The following is an 18324-nucleotide window of genomic DNA, read 5'->3' on the forward strand; positions in this document are numbered from 1 at the left end:
TACCAGAAAGTTTAGACCCCTAATTCTAAATGAATTAGCACGTCTTTTTTTATCGAACAATTTAATTAACGGCCGATATTTACGTCAGTAGCTTTGACCCATTGATCTGTCGAGACACGGTACATGGTGATACCATTAACCGTCTTTCTTTGGTCAGTTATATAGCTGATCCCAGCTGGTAAGGTACCAGCAACGTTACCGTTTGAATCATAGAGATTAGCATCAGCTCTAGCAGTGACTAAGCTTCTGCCAATTGGATTGATGAAGGTAACATCACTTGGTTTGACCCATTCGTTAGTCGAGACANACGATAAAGAGCTGGTTGTTGTTCGTTATTCATGATCATCCGATCAGCAATCCAATATGTGTCAGGGGCAAGACTTCTACTAGCTAATTGTCCATTAGAGTTGTAGAGTTTTGTTTGCGAATTAGTTTGAACTTCACCATTAATAACTTGATAGTTACCGTTATATTGTCCATCAGAATCATATTGATTATTGACACTAACGTTGTTATCATCAGCTGTGGCGTAGACCGGTGTTGTGGCCATTGCACCCAGTGTCAGTGCTACCGCACTAGCAACGATTAATTTTGTAAGTTTCATTTTTTGCAACCCCTTTTATAAATATTTTGCTCACTAGTATAAATATAACATTGTTTAACCGTAATAATCATTGTTACGCAAAATTAATCTGAAAACACTTTAATTTTTTTGAATTTGATAGTAAGGTTATTGCATAACTGATTGTGACGACAAAGGAGTACATGTTTAATGTTTAAGGAATTCCAACAATTTATTTCACGTGGTAGTGTGGTCGACCTAGCTGTCGGTGTTATTATCGGTGCTGCCTTCAATACTTTGGTCACAGCCCTAACCACTTATATTTTGAATCCTTTGATTGGTTTATTAATTGGACGTATTGATCTTACAGATATGAAATTCACTGTCTTTGGTGCTAACTTCTTGATTGGTGATTTCATCAATGCCATTATCAATTTCTTGATCATCATGTTTGTCGTATTTGTGGTCGTTCGGGGCATGAACCGGATGCGGCGTGATGGGACTACTAGTAAATTCGATAATGTACAAGAAACAGATCCTCAACTTGAATATCTTCAACAGATCCGTGATCTACTAAGATACCAATCACAACAACAAAACAACCATCGTGACAGATACTGATAGAATGTAAAAAAGTCGTTATTCCAAACAATCTTTGGAATAACGGCTTTTTTATAAAATTTATTTTAAATTAGTTTTTTGAACGCTTGAATCTAGTATTGAACAATGGACTAACAGGCTCATTGTTATGGATACGTTCGATTGCATCACCAATGAGTGGTCCAACGGAAACTTGAACCATTCGTTCAATGATCTTTTCTTGAGGAAGATTGATTGAATCAGTCACAATCAATTTCTTGATAGGTGAAGCTTCGATTCGATCAATTGCTGGACCAGAAAGAATTGGGTGGGTACAACTAGCATAAACTTCAGTTGCTCCAGCATCGATCAAAGCTTGAGAAGCTAGTGTAATAGTACCAGCAGTATCGATCATATCATCGATGATGATTGCTCTCTTACCTTTTACATTACCAATGATATTCATAACTTCAGCCACATTCGCACGTGGACGACGTTTATCAATAATAGCGATTGGTGTCTTCAAAAATTCAGCTAGTTTTCTAGCCCGTGTCACACCACCATGGTCAGGTGATACAACAACGGCATCTTCTTCGAGATGATTAGTTAAGAAGTAATCAGCTAACAATGGAGCACCCATTAAATGATCAACTGGGATATCAAAGAATCCTTGGATTTGAGCAGCATGAAGGTCAAGAGCTAGCACACGGTTAACTCCAGCACGTTGCAACATATTTGCGACTAATTTGGCCGTTATTGGCTCACGTGAGCGTGATTTACGATCTTGACGTGCGTATCCATAGTAGGGAATAACAACGCTGATAAAGTGAGCTGAAGCACGTTTAAGCGCATCAACCATGATCAACAATTCCATCAAATTATCATTGACTGGAGCGGAAGTTGATTGGATCAAGAACACATCAGCACCACGAATACTTTCTTCAATGTTGATTTGAATCTCACCATCGCTAAAACGAGTAACTGATGACTTACCTAGAGGAATGCCAACTTCCTTGGCAATTTTTTCTGCCAATGGTTTGTTAGAATTTAATGCAAAAATTTTGAGCGGACGTTCATTATCTTTATATGCCATTAATATCTCACCTTTTTATTTCCATTCTTCACTTTTTGATAGTGGTAGTTTGTCCCAATAATCTTCTTTATTGGTTTGTCTTGGTCGAGCAATTGCCATTGCATGCTTAGGTATGTCTTTATTGACAGTTGAACCCGCAGCAATAAATGAATGATCTGCCATCTCAACGGGAGCGATGATATTGGAATTTGAACCAATAAATGAGTGATCACCGATATTTGCGTGTAACTTCTTAACTCCGTCATAATTGACGAAAACGACACCACAGCCAACATTAATATCCGTACCTAGTGTGGCATCTCCAACATAAGATAGGTGACCGACTTTTGTCCGATCGCCAATCGTAGCATTTTTGACTTCACAAAAGTTTCCGATGTGAACTTTTTTACCGATCTCAGCCTTTGGACGGAGATGTGAGTTAGGGCCGATATTACTGCCATCATGCATGATAGCATTTTCGATTGTTGAACTGATCACCGTAACGCCATTTTCAATTGTTGAATTATTGATACGTGAACCCAAACCGATCACACAGTCTGAACCAATCGTCGTATCTCCGTAGATTTTAACATTTGGTTCGATCGTTGTATCGTTACCAATCTTGACATCTGTATCGATATAAGTGTTTTCAGGATCAACAATCGTAACGCCATCGCGCATATGGGATTCGTTGATCCGCTTACGCATAATTTTTTCAGCTTGTGATAAAGCCACCCGATCATTGACACCTAGTGATTCACTTAAGTCGCTCATTTGATAAGCAACAATCTTTTCACCTTGTGACTTCAAAATTGAAACAACATCAGGTAAGTAATATTCGCCTTGTGCATTATCATTATTGACTGAGTGTAAGTTTTCAAAGAGCTGTTTGTTATCGAAGCAATAGACTCCGGTATTTATCTCTTGAATCTTCTTTTCGTCATCTGAAGCATCTTTTTCTTCAACGATCTTTGAAACATTATTCCTTTGATCACGAATGATCCTACCATATCCAAACGGATTTTCAGCATGGGCTGTCAAAATCGATACAGCAGCATTTTGTTGTTCGTGATATTCAAATAATTTTTGGAAAGTATCAGCTGTAAATAATGGAGTGTCACCACTAACGATCAGTGTCATTCCATCTTTATCAGCTAATTCCTTCTCAGTTTGCAAAACAGCGTGAGCTGTTCCTAGTTGTTGTTCTTGTAAGGCATAATTTGTCCGATCACCTAACAAGTCGCGAACCTTTTCAGCACCATTGCCGACAACCGTTTCAATCAAGTCAGGTTTAATTTGTTCGACTTGAGTAACAACATGATCGACCATGGCCTTTCCTGCAACTGGTTGGAGTACCTTATAAAGTTTCGATTTCATTCGAGTACCCATTCCGGCTGCAAGGATTATTACATAACGATTAGACATTGGAAACTTCCTTTCAGTCATACAAATATATATATATAATAGCATTATTCAATGTAATGCCTCAATTAAGATTTACTCAAAATAACTGAAATCTGTCTTAGCCAAATAATCACCATTTTCGATGTTAATTATTTTATTTTCTTGATCAATATCCTTAACTTTGAAGATTGAGGTAACATCTGTATCGCGAACTTCTGGATCGATCAAGGCATTTTCAGCAAATACAGTCACGCCAACAAAAATGGCATTGAATTCATGGATCAAGCTACGCATACCATTAATAGTACCGCCACCCTTCATGAAGTCATCGACTACTAGGACTCGTGAGCCCTCATCTAGACTACGTTTCGACAATTCCATTTTTTCAATTCGATCAGATGAACCAGATGCATAATTGACACTGATTGTTGACCCTTCAGTGATCTTCGAATCACGTCGAACAATCACAAATGGAATATTCAAGAAACTAGCAACACTTTGGGCGATTGGAATCCCCTTAGTAGCAACTGTCATAACAACATCAATTGAACTTTGCGAATATTGTGTGGCAATCATTCGTCCAATTGTTCTTAACAATCCTGGCTCAGCTAAAAGATCGGTTAAATAAACATACCCACCTGGCAAAATTCTATTTGGTTCCGTCAATCTCTTTTTGACGTCACTAATGAATTGTGTAGCTTCTTTTTCTGAGATCCCAGGAGTGAAAATAACTCCACCGCCAGCTCCTGGCAATGTCTCAAGTACACCTGTCCCTCTGATCATAAAGGTTCTTCGCAAGATACCTAAATCTTCAGAAATGGAGGACTTAGCCGATTCATAGCGTTCTGCAAAAAATGCTAGTGAGATCAATGTGTGGGGTCTCTCTAACAAGTAACGCGTCATGTCTATCAATCGTTCACTTCTTCGTGTTTTCATCGCATATTCTCCTAAAAACATATCATGCTTAAAATTATAAAGTAATTTTCCCAACAATTCACTTATTTTCCGCTATTTTATCAGTGATTTCAAGAGATTTTTGTACTTTTTACCAGAAATCATTCGTGTTTTTGGCATAAAGTCGATTTTTAAACCAAAATCACCACAAAAAAAAGACCTCCATCAAAAGATGTGGTCTCCGGAATAATACAGTGACTAAGAAGCTCTGTTATTCAGCGTCTGCTTCCTCAGCGCTGTCTGCATCACTATCGAAAGTGATGTCAATTGATTTTGTTAATAGATCGGCATAACTGTATGAAACTCTTTCAAATGAGTTTTCATTTTGGTCCAAGTCGACTACAAAGACAGAATGGAATGTTTCTGATAACTTTCCCCGACGGCGGATAACCTTTTTGCGTCCCGCTTGTGCAACTACTGTTAAGTTCTCACCTAGATGTTGATCCAAATTTGACTTAATTGTTTCCAATGACGTTGGCATATAATAATCACTCCTTAGGCTTGCAATTTTATCACAATCTGAGCATTATTTCAACAATGTTACATAAATGTAAACGTTTTTTACTTAGAAACTAGCTGCTGCAATTCATTGGCCAATTTTGTGAATTTTTCAATCGGCAATTGCTCAGCTCGAGCATTATCAGCAATATCGCATTTTTCAAAAACAGCTTTAATATTTTCACGACTTTCATCAGTTTTTCCGAGCCAATTTAGTAAATTATTGGTCAAACTTTTACGTTTTTGTGCAAAAGATGAACGAATAACAGTATTGAAAAATTTAGGATCATTGATGCCTTGATAAGGTTTGTCCAATCGTTTCAAGACGACCACTGCCGAATCAACTTTGGGGCGTGGGACAAAAGAGTTCTTGCCAACTATTCTTGCGATTTCCGTTTCCATCAAAGTTTGCACCCCAATCGTCAAGGATCCATATTGACGATGGCCCGGTGTAGCGGTGATCCGTTCAGCCACCTCTTTTTGCATCATCAAAACTAGCGATTGGAATGGATAGTCACTATTGATCAAGTTCAACATGATCGGTGTCGTAATATAGTACGGTAAGTTGGCAACGACCTTAATGGTCTTACCTTCAATACCATGGTCTTTAACAAATTGGTCCAAGTCGACTTTCAAAATATCTTGATTGAAAACTTCGATATTGTCATAGTCACTTAAAGTGTCCGCTAAAATTGGCATCAAACTTTCATCGATCTCGAAGGAGAAAACCTTCTCGGCAACTTGGGCTAATTTTTCCGTCAAAGCGCCAATCCCCGGTCCGATTTCAATAGCAATCTCATCTTGTTTCAATTGACTGGCATCGACAATATCATCCAAGACCTTCTCGCTGGTTAAAAAGTTTTGACCTAAACTTTTTTTTGCCCGTAATTTATATTTGCGCAAAATGTCGTTGGTCCTGATCGGATCAGAAATACTTAATCTATTTTGTGTCATCTGTTCTTCCCTTATCAAAATTTTTCACAACTGCTTGCAACTGTTGAGGTGTGATCTGGAACATGTTCAAACGATTCAAAAACTGTTTGGCATTGGTGTAACCCAGTTTCAGTTCGGACCCCACGTATTCTCGCAAGTTTTTGGAATCAACGTTTCCTACTAATCCTAAATTGACCATATCAGTTTGGGTGTATTTTTGAAAATGTTGATCGACTTCGGTATACACATCAGCTAAAGCTTGGTTGATAGCTTCATGACTGGCATGTTCGATGCCTAAGCTGCCATCCGACTTTTTCGGAACAGCTTTACTTCTCGATAAAAATGCCTGTTTCGCATTTGGTACTATTTTTTGGATGATCGTCCGCAAGCGATTGCCGTTGAAATCTGGATCGGTAAAAATAATGACTCCGCGTTTTTCTTGAGCCTGTTTAATGCGAACCTTAGTTGCATCACTCAACGCCGAGCCATTAGTTTCAATCGTATCCACGTCACCTAAACAGTCACGTAAGCGGCTGGTATCTGACTTGCCTTCGACTACGATTATTTCTTTTATTTTCTTTGTCATGATTATTTTAGATTATACACTTTTTTAGCATTGTTAAAGGTATGTTCGGCAACTTCATCAGGAGTGACATCCTTCAACTTAGCAATCGCATCGACCACGTAGCGAGTATAGCCCGGTTCGTTTTTATGACCACGGTAAGGTTCCGGCGTCAAATAAGGAGCGTCAGTCTCGACCAACATCCGATCAAGTGGCGTTGCTTTAGCTGATTCATGGACCTCGGGAGCATTCTTGAACGAAACGACTCCACTATATGAGACCCAAAGTCCTAAGTCGAGGAACTTGTTCAACCAATCGACATCCCCATTGAAACTGTGCATGATGATGCCACTCTTCGACAAATCATGATCCTTCAAAATAGGATACATATCGTCAAAAGCATCACGACAATGAATCGAAACTGGCATGTTGTATTGCTTGGCAACATCTAATTGTTGGATCAACGTAGCTTGTTGTTCCTTCTTACTTGGATTGCCATCCCAATGATAATCCAAACCAATTTCACCGATTGCTACGACCTCAGGCAATTTGATCTGATTGACCAATTGTTCTTCATTGTATTCCTTAGCAAACTCAGGATGCCATCCCACCACGGCGTGCAATGGTTGATAGTTTTGAGCTAAACGAATGGCTTCAATATTGAATTCTTCGTTTGAACCAATAATCGCCATCTCATCGACATCGAGTTCTTGCGCTCTGGCAATATACTCTTTGGTCTGACCTTTAAAAGCCTCATCATTCAAATGTGTATGTGAATCAAAAATTTTCATTAGCTTAAAATTGCTCCATTTTTATGTGAATTATCCACGGTTGCTAAGATAACATCATCACCCTTTTCAGATGACAATAACATTCCGTTACTCCATTCACCACGGATCTTCCTTGGTTTCAAGTTAGTTACAGCAATAACTTTCTTACCGACTAATTTTTCATAATCAGGATAGAATTCATAAATGCTTGAAAGGATCTGACTGTCGATGCCACTTCCATCATCTAATTTGAACTGGAGTAGCTTATCGGCGTTGGCCACCTTTTTAACATCCAAAATCTCACAAACAACCATCTTCACTTTTGAGAAATCATCATAGGTGATCTCTTTTGGATAGTCATCGTCTGATTCTGCTTGCTCATTAGCTTTGGCTTGAGCTGATTTACTCAATTTACCATTACCATTCTTAGCTTGTTCTTCAGCCATCTTATCCTTGATGAACTTAACTTCTTCGTCAGTATCTAAACGTGGGAAGATTGGTTCTGGATCTGAAGTAACCGTTGTACCAACTGATGTTTCGCCAAACTTCAATTCAGTATCTTTTTGATAATCGAGTCCTAATTGAGCAAACATTTTGATTGGTGATTGAGTCATCACGGGGCTGATCATTAAAGCAATCAAACGCAATGATTCAACTAAATGTCCTAGAACACTTGCCAATTCAGCTTTAGCTTCAGGATCTTTAGCTAAGACCCATGGCTTTGTTTCATCGATATATTTATTAGCACGACCGATGAAGGCCCATACGCTAGCTAGAGCATCAGGGAATTCAAACTTGTCCATGTGTTGACGGTATTCTTTGATAGCTTGTTCTGATGCATCAACCAATTTCTGGTCATAGTCAGAAACATTTTCAACTGTCGTAACTTTACCATCTTCATACTTATTGACCATTGAGATTGTCCGGTTCAACAAGTTTCCTAAGTCGTTAGCTAAATCGTAATTGATTCGATCGACGTAGTCTTCTGGTGTGAAGATACCATCATTACCGAATGGCATTGCGCGCATCAAGTAATAACGAAGTGGGTCTAGTCCATAACGACCAACTAACATTTCTGGATAAACGACATTACCTTTTGACTTCGACATCTTACCGTCTTTCATCAACAACCAACCATGACCAAAGACTTGCTTAGGAAGATCGATCCCTAAGGCCATCAAAATAATTGGCCAGTAAATAGTATGGAAACGAACGATCTCCTTACCAACTAATTGGACATCAGCTGGCCAGTAACGCTTAAATAAGGAATCATCGTCAGTTCCATAACCTAAAGCAGTGATATAGTTCAACAATGCATCGACCCAAACATAAACAACGTGCTTAGGATCACTTGGGATCTGAACACCCCAATTGAAAGTAGTTCTAGACATTGCTAAGTCTTCTAGACCTGGCTTGATGAAGTTATTGATCATTTCGTTCTTACGAATCTCAGGCTCAATAAATGTAGGATTGTCTTCATAATATTTCAATAAACGATCAGCATATTTGCTCATCTTGAAGAAATATGAAGGTTCCTTGACCAATTGTACTTCGTGTCCTGATGGGGCTTTTCCACCAATGACTTTGCCGTCTTTGTCACGGTAAACTTCTGCCAATTGTGATTCAGTGAAGTATTCTTCATCATCGACTGAATACCAACCAGTATATTCACCTAAATAAACGTCACCTTGTTTGATCAGACGTTCAACGATTTTTTGAACAGCCTTAACGTGATAGTCGTCAGTTGTCCGGATGAACTTATCGTTAGAGATCTCTAACAATTTCCAAAGTTCTTTGATTTTTGAAGCCATCATATCAACATATTCTTTCGGCTTCATTTTGTTTTCTTCAGCTTTTTCTTCGATCTTGAGACCGTGTTCGTCAGTTCCAGTTAGGAAAAAGACATCAAAGCCTTCTGCTCTTTTATAACGAGCCAAAGTATCCGCAGCAATCGTCGTATAAGAATTACCGATCGTAAGTTTGCCGGATGGATAATAAATTGGCGTAGTTATATAAAAAGTTTTCTTGTCTCCATTAGTCATCTAGTGAGCCTCCACTATTTAAATTGTTATAAGTATAACATTGATTATTTTTTGTTGTTAGTTCTACAGTTGAGCAAATACATTAGCGGCGTCGTCAGTAATGGCTAATACTGAAGAATCCATACCCAGATTCTCCTTATTGATAGCAACCATTTTTGCATTAGGTTGGCGATACGCCAATAACCCTGCAAATGGATAAACCTTGAAACTAGTACCCGCAACGATCAAAAGATCAGCACGTTGAATCGCTTTAACAGCATTTTCTAAATTATTAGGATCAATATTTTCTCCATATAGCACTGTCGTGCCTGGGCGAATAATACCGTCATCTTCATGATGGTGATAATCTTTCAAATAGTATTTGTAGTCGAACTCTTTACCACATGTCAAACAATGTATATGGTCGTATAAATTGCCATGAAATTCAACTACATTTTTTGCTCCTGCTTTAGTATGTAATTTATCAACGTTCTGAGTGACGATTACACCCTTCTGATTGCTGATCTCAGCCATCTTTTTATGAATGATGTTTGGTTCTGCATCTGGGAAATACATGTTTTCCACGACGAACTCATGAAAGATATCTGGGTGTTTGACCAAATTATCGTGACTAAGCATGTACTCTGGAGGAAAGTTGTAATCTTTCTTCTTATAAAGTCCATTCTTAGACCGGTAATCAGGGATCCCTGATGGTGTTGATACACCTGCACCGGTTAGAAACGCTACATAATGAGCTTGATCGATCAATTCCTTTAATTCTTCAATCTTGTCTGTCATGAACTCCATCCCCTATCTAATTACATAATCGATATTGTTGACTTCAAACATGTCTTGAACTGTTTGTTGATAAAATTCCTTGTAAAATTCAGGTGTTACTTTGTCCACATTGAATCCAAGTGCTGCCACGCTTTGACCATCATTGATTGCCAATAGTGAAAAAGCATCTTGGTGAGTGTCACGCATCTTAAAGGCAGTGTGTTTGATTTGATAAACCTGGTTTAGATTCAAACGTAATTGATGATTCGAAACCACTGGTGTGATTGAAAGGAAATCATGGTAATCCATTCCTTGATAGCCATGAACCGCAATCAAATTATCATAAGCTTCTAAAATACTGATCAATGCACGTCTAAATTCAAATGGCACTGTTAAATCGTTTTTGTCGATGATCTTCATGGCTTCGTCGACAAATTTATAAGCACTGTTGTAATTTTCTTTCCATTCAACATTGCCCCGCTTACTAGCAAAGACCGTTGCATCAAACAAAATCAAAGCCCTGAAGAAGACCATGTTGGCATCATCGATTGCAACGTTAGGATTCAAAGTCCTTTCGACACCAGCTAAGTATGCTTCTTTAGTCTTAGTATCAAATGACTTATCAGCCAATTGCTTCTTAATGATCATTGAATGTTCAAGTGTCTCATAGATCGAGTTAGCTGTCGTCAAAATACGACCGTCCAAATTTTGATCCTCACTAGTTACGGCCACATTGATCTTCGGTTGATCAGTGATTTCTAATTCAACATGGTATAGTTCGTGCAACAAAACAAAGTCGGCAAACTCTTCATTGGTGATCTCAACCTTAATAGTTGTGTCATCACTAGTATGACTAGCTTGGTCTAACGTTAAAATATCTTGTTTTTGGAAATCACTAAAGACTTCGACTGTTTTATTACTTGTTTGTTCAATTTTCTCAATTTGTTTTACAATATTATCAGATAGATCTTTACGATCGATTTTTTCCATTTTTTACCTCACTAAAATTTTTCTCAAAGGAGTCTATTATGAAATTACAAGTTAGTTTTGACAATGGTCTATTGCCAGATAAGTACGGAAAATATGCTACTGCCTCAGAAATTAAAAATGGGGAACCAATTATTAGTTTCCCCATTGATTTTTCTGACCTGCCGAAAGAAATAAAATCGATTGCTTTAACTTTGACAGACCCAGACTCAATCCCAGTTTGTGGATTTGAGTGGATCCATTGGACAGTGGCTAATATTCCTGCTTCAATGTTAAGTCTACCAGAAAACTTTAGTCAAATCGCCACTGACCCAGTTGTTCAGGGAAAGAACAGCTCAGCCAGTCCTTTACTTAGTGGAAAAGACGACCCAAGTACTAAAGTTGGTTACAATGGACCAACACCACCAGACAAAACTCATCAATACGTTTTAAAGGCTTATGCCTTGGATAGTGAGCTAGATATTAAAGCCGGCTTTTGGATGAATGAATTACTTCATAAGATCACCGGACACGTTTTAGATTCTGCAACCTTAAACGTGCCAAGCCGTGCCTAGTTAGCTTGTTTCATCATTTTGTTAGCTTTATAAAAATAATTGAAGACATAACCTTCTCTAACGCCAAAATTCGAAAAACGAATTTGTTTAGAGGGGGTTTTTTTGATGATTTCAGATAAAATCAAGATTCCACCTAAAATAACCTCATAACGGCCATCGCTCAATTCTTTGATCTTGCGACGTTCTTCATTAGTCGCATGCAATAGTCGTTCAAAGAGTGTATCGATTTGTTCATAAGTAATAATTGAATTATGAAGTGTCTTTTTCTTTTTACCTTCTCGATTAAGAATACTGGCCAGAGCCCGCATCGTACCACCTAGGCCAACAAAAATAGCTGGCGTTTGCATCCAGTTCAACGTAGATAAATGACCGTTGATGGCCTTTCTTGCTTTCATTAGTTCCTGATCTTTGATCGGGTCACTAGTTAAATATACATCCGAGATTGAGATCGCTCCAATCGGAATACTTAAACCATGTTTTAAGCGCCCTTTCTTTGCTAGACTGATCTCACTACTACCGCCACCAACATCGACAATTAAAGCATCTTTGATCCGCATGGTATTGCGTACTGCCACATAGTCATAATATGCTTCTTCGGTTTCATTGATGACCTCCAACTGAAGGCCCGTTTCTTTTAAGACCGCAAAAATCAACTGAGCTTGATTTTTAGCTAGTCGAACAGCTGCAGTAGCAATCAAACTAGTTCGATCAACATCAAACTTTTGGATCCTATCTTGGAATTCCTTCAAAACATCAATTGTTTCTTCAATTTGTTCGTTTGTCAAAAGTCGGCTTTGCGCAATTGATTTACCTAATCTTACAGGTTCTCGCCAGCGATCAAGTGTTTTAAAACGATTTTTCTTAGAAGACTTATAAATTGATGTCCTGATGGAGTTAGATCCAATTTCTATGACTGCTAACTTCACATTACATCACATCCTATTAATAACAATTATATAAAAAAAACGGCCCACATAGTAGGCCATTTTACGCAAAGTTATGAAATTAGTTCATCATTCAATTGTTTTTGTTGATTGTAGAACTGTTTATAGGCTAAATAACAAGAGATTATCGAACCTAAACTAGTACTTTCAAGTAACATGAAACAGATCATGATCTGGTACTTGATAGCCTTGACTGGGTCGACTCCAGCAAAGATCAAACCAGACATCATCCCAGGTAAACTGACCAAGCCCATCGTTTTGATCGAATCGATTGTCGGTTGAACCCCGCTGCGGATACTTTCTCGTAAAATATCGATTGACGCCAATTTAATATTGGCCCCGAGTGCTAATTTTTCCAAAATTTGTTGATGACGGTCAGCAAAAGTTTGTTTCATGTTCCGGAAACATAAGCCAATAGCAACCATGATATTACTGGCGACCATTCCGGTAAAAGGTACGATCTGGGCTGGAATAAATTTGATTGAACCAGTTGCCACTAAAATTGCTACCGTGGTGATCGTGTCGACCGCAATGGCAAATAATGAAATAGGAATGGCTTTAGGAATACCGTTACCACGCTTACCAGCATTCCAACCGGCATTGATGACGATGATGGCAAAGCAAGCCAAGGTCAACCAAATTTCGTTAGCATGGATAACAAACTTCAAGACATATCCGACGATTGCCAACTGAACGATTGCCCGAACGACACCGATCAAAATCTCCTTGTTGAATTTCAATTTTTCTTGATAGCCAATGTACAAAGCTATCAAAACAAGAATAAAAGCTAAGGCTAAGGTTCCATTCGAAACTGTTAAATCAGACATTTTTGATCTCCCCATTCTCTATCGTTATCGTATTGTGAGCTTCAGAAATCTCTGTATCATCATGAGTCACCCGTAAAACGGTCACATTCCGTTCTTTATTGAACTGATCGATCAACTTACGGACAATAGTTTTGTTTTCCGTATCAAGTCCTGTTGTCACCTCATCAGTGATCAAAACTTCTGGGGGAAAAATAAGATTCCGCAACAGTGCGATCCGCTGTTTCTCCCCACCCGAAACATCATTAACACTCTTATCAATGTATGTCTCGTTCAGATTGACCATCTCTAAGTATTGAGTTACTAAAGACCGGTCAAATTCTTTTCGCCGGACCAAATATGGAAATTCCAGGTTTTCCTTGATTGTCCTGCCAAACAAGGTCGGTTGTTGAAAGGCATATGAGACCTTGTGACGATAATGAGTTGGTTCATATTCAGATTGGTTTTTACCGTTGAAAAGGACTTCTCCGGACGTTGCATTGAGCATAGAAGCAATGATCCGCATTAAAGTACTCTTACCGCTACCTGAAGGACCAATAAAGGTGATATAGGCATCACGAGGTACTTGTAGATTAATATTTTTAAGAATTTTTTGCTGACCAACCTGATAATTCAAGTTTTTTACTTCGATCACGTTATCCAATTCTTCACCCCATATCTATCTTGTATTACTTAAATACTAGCCGTTTTTATAGCTCATGACTAGGTCATTTTAACTAATCATATTAAAATAATTTAATCTTTTTATAATTTTTATCTTGACAACTCTTCCAAAAGGGATTAAATTACAAGCAATCAATAATTTAATAACAACGTTCACCAGGAAACAGTTCAAACATGAAGTCTCAGAAAGTTGCCGGTTGCTGCGAGGGAACAAGATTTTACTTTGAATCGATCGCCTGTCAGTTGCATTTCAAAAAGTTTCGACTAAGTAGAAAATGCTGGTAGCACCCATTATCGTGCCGACAAATTGATTTCATTGTTTGTTTAAAGGCAGTCCTAGCAATAGAGCTGTAAATAAAGGTGGTAAAGCGTGCAAACGCCCTTTGATGATAATTCATCAAAGGGCGTTTTTTGTTAAATTTAGAAAGTGAGGTGGGTCCTTATGGAAGTTAATATTTCTCAGATTAGTGATGATAGCCAGATTCAGATTCAACACAAAAAAATAAATATTATTGGAGGATCCACTTATGACAACAAATACAACTACTGTAAAGAAGACACAACTAACAAAGGTACAACAAAACTTAGCCAATAAACTAGCTTCGTCATTAGCAACCCAAAAACCATTAACTGAAGCTGACTGGAACTCAGCCGTGACAGACGAAAATTCTGCATATAACGTCCAAAAGACTTTCACCAGATTGAAGAAGGGCTCTGTTGGTGGCTACAAAGTTTCTTTGACCAGTAAAGAGACTCAATACACGTTCGACTCAAACGAACCACTCTATGGTGCTGAAATGGAAAACAACTTCTTACGTGCACCAGCCCGCGTCAACCTGTCAGATTTAATGGAACCATTGGTCGAAGTCGAGCTTTGTTTCAGAGCTAAAGAAGATCTCAATCCTAACGATACTTTGGAAGACTTGATGAACAAGACCACAGTCGCACCTGCCTTAGAGGTGCCTGATTCACGTTTTAAAGACTGGTTCCCTAGCCTGTCCAAATATATGGTCATGTCTGATGGCGCCGTCAGTGGCTTAGTCGTCTACGGTAACGAATTCGACACGAATAAATTTGCCCATGTAGAAGATTTAGAAAAAGTCTCCGCAACACTTTCACTCGATGGCAAGGACCTCAAATCCGGTAAATCTTCTGAAGTTTTGGGTAATCCTTTGAAATCTTTGCAATGGCTCGTCAATAAATTGGCTGAGCATGGAGAAACCTTATTAAAAGACCAACGTGTTTCATCCGGGACCTTCGTTTTGCCACCTAACCTGACTAAGGGCAATTGGAAAGCTCATTTTGATAATGGTCTCGGCGACGTAGATCTTTCTGTCAATTAGAAAACCAAATTAGGTAGTACAAGGCACAAAAAAAGCCGAGATCATTTGATCTCGGCTTTTAGTTTACTTCAAATCTTTTACTAAATCTTTGACTGCTTGTAGTTTATAAGCGTTCTGGGCTTCGCTCACTACTTTTTTCTGTTGGGCTGATGACATTGATGGATTAGCTTGCATTTCTTGGGCTACGACCTTTTTAACGTAAGCTTCCCCTTCTTGTTGCATCTGTGCCTTAACAGACTTGTCTTTTAATTTTTTATTCAAAGCATTTGCTTGTTTAGTCGTTAAGACTAGCCAATCTTGGCCAATCTTAAAGGTATTCTTTTGACTGACAAACTCATTATTATTGTTGGAAAGGTTGAACAAGAATGAATAGAAACCGTTCTTATATTCCCAACGAGTAGTTTTTTGATCGATTTTTGAGATGTTATAATCTCCTACTTTGACCTTATTCTTTACATTGATATCGGCCTTAGTAGTATTTGGTTTCTTAGCATTTTCAGTTGAAGGTGTCCGATAAACGTAAACACGTTCTTTCCCCTTATTGCCCAATTCTTTATAGAGCAATAGATTGGAACCCTTTTTAACTGTTTGGATAGGGATCGTCTTTTGGCTAACGACTTTTTCCATTCCAAAATGATTTTGTTCATTCAAAACTAATGATACAGTTGCACCAATCAAAAGCACGATGAAAACTGTTGTGAATGAATAACCTACACGCTTGTTCTTAACGAAGACGGCACAAAAGTAGGCTAAGGCTGCTAAGACAAGAATTGAAATTTGAATCATTACTTGTCACCTGCCTTTTGTTCAGTATTTACTGCTGTTTTTCTAGTTGTATCAATGATCTTGGTTTTGGCTTTATCCTTAACCATGAAAGTGATACCTAAAGCGATGATACAGAATAAGATAGCAACAGCAAAGGCGGCATGATAACCTGTCAATGTTGAACTCATGTAACTATCCTTGTATTGCAATGGTGCTGAATGCAAGAGTGACTTACCAGGCTTGATCGTGTTTGTAACGTTTGTCAAGACACTGACCAGAATGGCAGTACCCATTGAACTGAAGACCTGACGAACAGTATTATTAACAGCAGTACCATGACTCATCAAGTCAAATGGCAAGGCGTTCATACCATCTGTTGTAACAGGCATCAAGACCATTGAGATACCGAACATCCGGACAGCATAAAGGATAACGATATCAAGTGTTGGTGTGTTCTTCGTCAAGAAGAAGAAAGGAATAGTTCCTAATGTTAGTAAGAACATACCCATTCTGGCCAAATCTTTTGGTCCGAATCTATCAAAAGCTCGACCAGTGGTTGGTGACATAACACCAATCAACAAGGCACCAGGAAGTAAGGTTAATCCTGAGTGGAAAGCTGACATACCTTTAACAATTTGTAGATATAATGGCAAGATCATTTCTACACCGATCATAGCCATGTTAACTGTTGAAGAAAGTGCAGCGGCGATACTAAATTTCTTAACTGTGAAAACACGCAATTCCAAGAATGGTGTTTCCATATGAAGTTGACGATAACCGAACCAAACGATTAAAATCAATCCACCGATAATAGTACTCAAAACGATTGGTGAACCCCAACCTTCGTCACCAACAGATGAGAATCCGTACAACAATGCACCGAATCCTAAGGTTGAAAGTAGAAGTGAAGGAATATCCAATTTAGTTTTCTTAGTCTTGATAACTGGATGCATGAAGAATGCCGCAGCAATCAAAACGATGATAACGATAGGAATGATCATTCCGAAAAGATCACGCCAAGTCCAGTTGTCGATGATCCATCCAGAAAGTGTAGGTCCAATAGCTGGAGCTAGTCCAATAACTAACCCACCAAGTCCCATGGCAGTACCACGTTGGTTAGCCGGGAAAATTGATAACATAACTAGTTGCATCAAAGGCATCGTAATACCAACACCGACGGCTTGAACTAGTCGACCAATTAAAATTGTGGCAAAGTTAGGTGCCACGAATGCCATGATAGTCCCTAGTAGGAACGTTGACATTGCGAATAAATAAAGTGTCTTTGTACTGTAATTAGTACTCAACCAGGCTGTAACAGGGATCATAATACCGTTGACCATTAAGAATCCTGTTGTTAGCCACTGAACAGCTGATGTCGAAACATTAAACGTGTCCATTAATGTAGGAAAGGCTGTAGTCAAAATAGTTCCGTTTAAGACGGTACAGAAAGTACCGACTAAAAGAACAAGAACCATAAGAATACGGTTGAAGGGTTTCCCATTTATATCTAAATGTTGATCACTACTCACGATAGCAATTACCTCTTCTCAAAAATTTTTCTAATGAGCTCCATGTTTCTTCAAGTTATTTTGGAATCTCCAGGTCATCGAAATTATGATAAACTTGCGCTAACGTATCCTCGAGACATTTTTGTTCCTCTAATGAAAACCCCTCAAAAAGCTGATCGGTGATTTTCCGATCAGCTTCTTCTATCTGGGCAAGGAATTTTTCACCTTTGGAAGTCAAATTGACCACTTTTTTTACGATGGTTCATTGGGTGGACCTTACGCTCGACTAACTCGCCTTTTTCAAGTCGCTTCAAAGAACGGGCGATACTAGCTCCATCAAATAGAGTAATATCGCCGATCTTTTCTTGGCCAAGGCCGGGATGCTTACCAACAATAACTAGTAAGACACCGTCAATCGTATTAAGGTCATTGCCCTTTAAAATCTCGTTCAATGAACGCTTCTTTGTCATTAAATATCTGATTGAAAAACCAGTTAAAATCGAATAATCCAAAATGTAATCTCCGAATAAAAAATATTAAGCATTTTTTAAAGCCAAAAAACATGCTAACCCCAACTCTTGAGAAAATGGGTCTAAACTTTCTG

19 protein-coding genes are annotated in these 18324 nt (G+C 38.5%); 3 read left to right on the forward strand and 16 right to left on the reverse strand.

The genetic code is table 11. The features are described 5' to 3' along the window. The first annotated feature begins 772 nt into the window (after positions 1-772). Complete coding sequence (gene mscL, locus FC27_RS10705) at positions 773-1183, forward strand: large conductance mechanosensitive channel protein MscL (protein WP_010624982.1); 411 nt, start codon at positions 773-775, stop codon at positions 1181-1183. A gap of 70 nt (positions 1184-1253) precedes the next feature. Here the strand turns inward: mscL and FC27_RS10710 are convergent, their stop codons facing one another. From FC27_RS10710 to FC27_RS10755, 10 genes are all read right to left on the reverse strand, one after another. Next, positions 1254-2234, reverse strand: coding sequence for a ribose-phosphate diphosphokinase (locus FC27_RS10710; RefSeq protein ID WP_010624983.1), 981 nt, complete (start codon positions 2232-2234; stop codon positions 1254-1256). A 15-nt stretch (positions 2235-2249) separates the two neighbouring features. Further along, positions 2250-3638 (reverse strand): bifunctional UDP-N-acetylglucosamine diphosphorylase/glucosamine-1-phosphate N-acetyltransferase GlmU, encoded by a 1389-nt coding sequence (glmU, locus tag FC27_RS10715; RefSeq protein ID WP_010624984.1) that lies wholly within the window; start codon positions 3636-3638, stop codon positions 2250-2252. A 72-nt stretch (positions 3639-3710) separates the two neighbouring features. Continuing rightward, a complete protein-coding gene (purR, locus tag FC27_RS10720) occupies positions 3711-4553 on the reverse strand; it encodes a pur operon repressor (protein WP_010624985.1) in 843 nt (280 codons plus the stop codon). Between the two features lie 229 nt (positions 4554-4782). Beyond that, complete coding sequence (locus tag FC27_RS10725) at positions 4783-5052, reverse strand: Veg family protein (protein ID WP_010624986.1); 270 nt, start codon at positions 5050-5052, stop codon at positions 4783-4785. An 80-nt stretch (positions 5053-5132) separates the two neighbouring features. Further along, positions 5133-6023: a 16S rRNA (adenine(1518)-N(6)/adenine(1519)-N(6))-dimethyltransferase RsmA gene (gene rsmA / locus FC27_RS10730; RefSeq protein WP_010624987.1), complete on the reverse strand. Its 891-nt coding sequence runs from the start codon at positions 6021-6023 to the stop codon at positions 5133-5135. Beyond that, positions 6010-6588: a ribonuclease M5 gene (rnmV, locus tag FC27_RS10735; RefSeq protein ID WP_010624988.1), complete on the reverse strand. Its 579-nt coding sequence runs from the start codon at positions 6586-6588 to the stop codon at positions 6010-6012. The genes rsmA and rnmV overlap by 14 nt, the downstream gene beginning before the upstream one ends. 2 nt (positions 6589-6590) lie before the next feature. Then, entirely contained in the window at positions 6591-7355 is a 765-nt protein-coding gene (locus tag FC27_RS10740; RefSeq protein ID WP_010624989.1) for a TatD family hydrolase, read from the reverse strand. Beyond that, complete coding sequence (metG, locus tag FC27_RS10745; RefSeq protein WP_010624990.1) at positions 7355-9376, reverse strand: methionine--tRNA ligase; 2022 nt, start codon at positions 9374-9376, stop codon at positions 7355-7357. Before metG ends, FC27_RS10740 begins: the two co-directional genes overlap by 1 nt. 63 nt (positions 9377-9439) lie before the next feature. Then, positions 9440-10141: an NAD-dependent protein deacylase gene (locus FC27_RS10750; protein WP_029508213.1), complete on the reverse strand. Its 702-nt coding sequence runs from the start codon at positions 10139-10141 to the stop codon at positions 9440-9442. Between the two features lie 24 nt (positions 10142-10165). Beyond that, positions 10166-11122 carry a hypothetical protein gene (locus tag FC27_RS10755; protein ID WP_010624992.1) on the reverse strand — a complete coding sequence of 319 codons (957 nt, stop codon included), beginning with the start codon at positions 11120-11122 and terminating at the stop codon, positions 10166-10168. Between the two features lie 38 nt (positions 11123-11160). Here FC27_RS10755 and FC27_RS10760 point away from each other — a divergent pair, with 38 nt between their 5' ends. Then, a complete protein-coding gene (locus tag FC27_RS10760) occupies positions 11161-11673 on the forward strand; it encodes a YbhB/YbcL family Raf kinase inhibitor-like protein (protein WP_010624993.1) in 513 nt (170 codons plus the stop codon). On the opposite strand, the gene FC27_RS10765 is transcribed toward FC27_RS10760, so the two are convergent. The 3 genes from FC27_RS10765 to FC27_RS10775 form a co-directional block, all read right to left on the reverse strand. Continuing rightward, the gene (locus tag FC27_RS10765) at positions 11670-12599 is read right to left on the reverse strand and encodes a Ppx/GppA phosphatase family protein (RefSeq protein ID WP_010624994.1); all 930 of its coding nucleotides are present in this window, start codon (positions 12597-12599) and stop codon (positions 11670-11672) included. The genes FC27_RS10760 and FC27_RS10765 overlap by 4 nt on opposite strands. Before the next feature lie 71 nt (positions 12600-12670). Beyond that, positions 12671-13444 carry an ABC transporter permease gene (locus tag FC27_RS10770; protein WP_010624995.1) on the reverse strand — a complete coding sequence of 258 codons (774 nt, stop codon included), beginning with the start codon at positions 13442-13444 and terminating at the stop codon, positions 12671-12673. Further along, positions 13437-14084, reverse strand: a complete 648-nt coding sequence (locus FC27_RS10775; protein ID WP_010624996.1) for an ABC transporter ATP-binding protein — start codon at positions 14082-14084, stop codon at positions 13437-13439. Before FC27_RS10775 ends, FC27_RS10770 begins: the two co-directional genes overlap by 8 nt. Before the next feature lie 547 nt (positions 14085-14631). Here FC27_RS10775 and FC27_RS10780 point away from each other — a divergent pair. Next, positions 14632-15447 (forward strand): 2-keto-4-pentenoate hydratase, encoded by an 816-nt coding sequence (locus tag FC27_RS10780; RefSeq protein ID WP_010624997.1) that lies wholly within the window; start codon positions 14632-14634, stop codon positions 15445-15447. A 63-nt stretch (positions 15448-15510) separates the two neighbouring features. Here the strand turns inward: FC27_RS10780 and FC27_RS10785 are convergent, their stop codons facing one another. The 3 genes from FC27_RS10785 to FC27_RS10795 all read right to left on the reverse strand — a co-directional run bounded on the left by FC27_RS10785 (position 15511) and on the right by FC27_RS10795 (position 18232). After that, positions 15511-16233 carry a DUF4811 domain-containing protein gene (locus tag FC27_RS10785; protein WP_010624998.1) on the reverse strand — a complete coding sequence of 241 codons (723 nt, stop codon included), beginning with the start codon at positions 16231-16233 and terminating at the stop codon, positions 15511-15513. Continuing rightward, positions 16233-17687 (reverse strand): MDR family MFS transporter, encoded by a 1455-nt coding sequence (locus FC27_RS10790; protein ID WP_050901067.1) that lies wholly within the window; start codon positions 17685-17687, stop codon positions 16233-16235. The genes FC27_RS10785 and FC27_RS10790 overlap by 1 nt, the downstream gene beginning before the upstream one ends. Positions 17688-17941: 254 nt before the next feature. Further along, positions 17942-18232 carry a MarR family winged helix-turn-helix transcriptional regulator gene (locus FC27_RS10795; RefSeq protein WP_010625001.1) on the reverse strand — a complete coding sequence of 97 codons (291 nt, stop codon included), beginning with the start codon at positions 18230-18232 and terminating at the stop codon, positions 17942-17944. Positions 18233-18324 lie beyond the last annotated feature (92 nt).

The organism is Companilactobacillus versmoldensis DSM 14857 = KCTC 3814 (genome assembly GCF_001434295.1).
Lineage (GTDB): Bacteria > Bacillota > Bacilli > Lactobacillales > Lactobacillaceae > Companilactobacillus > Companilactobacillus versmoldensis.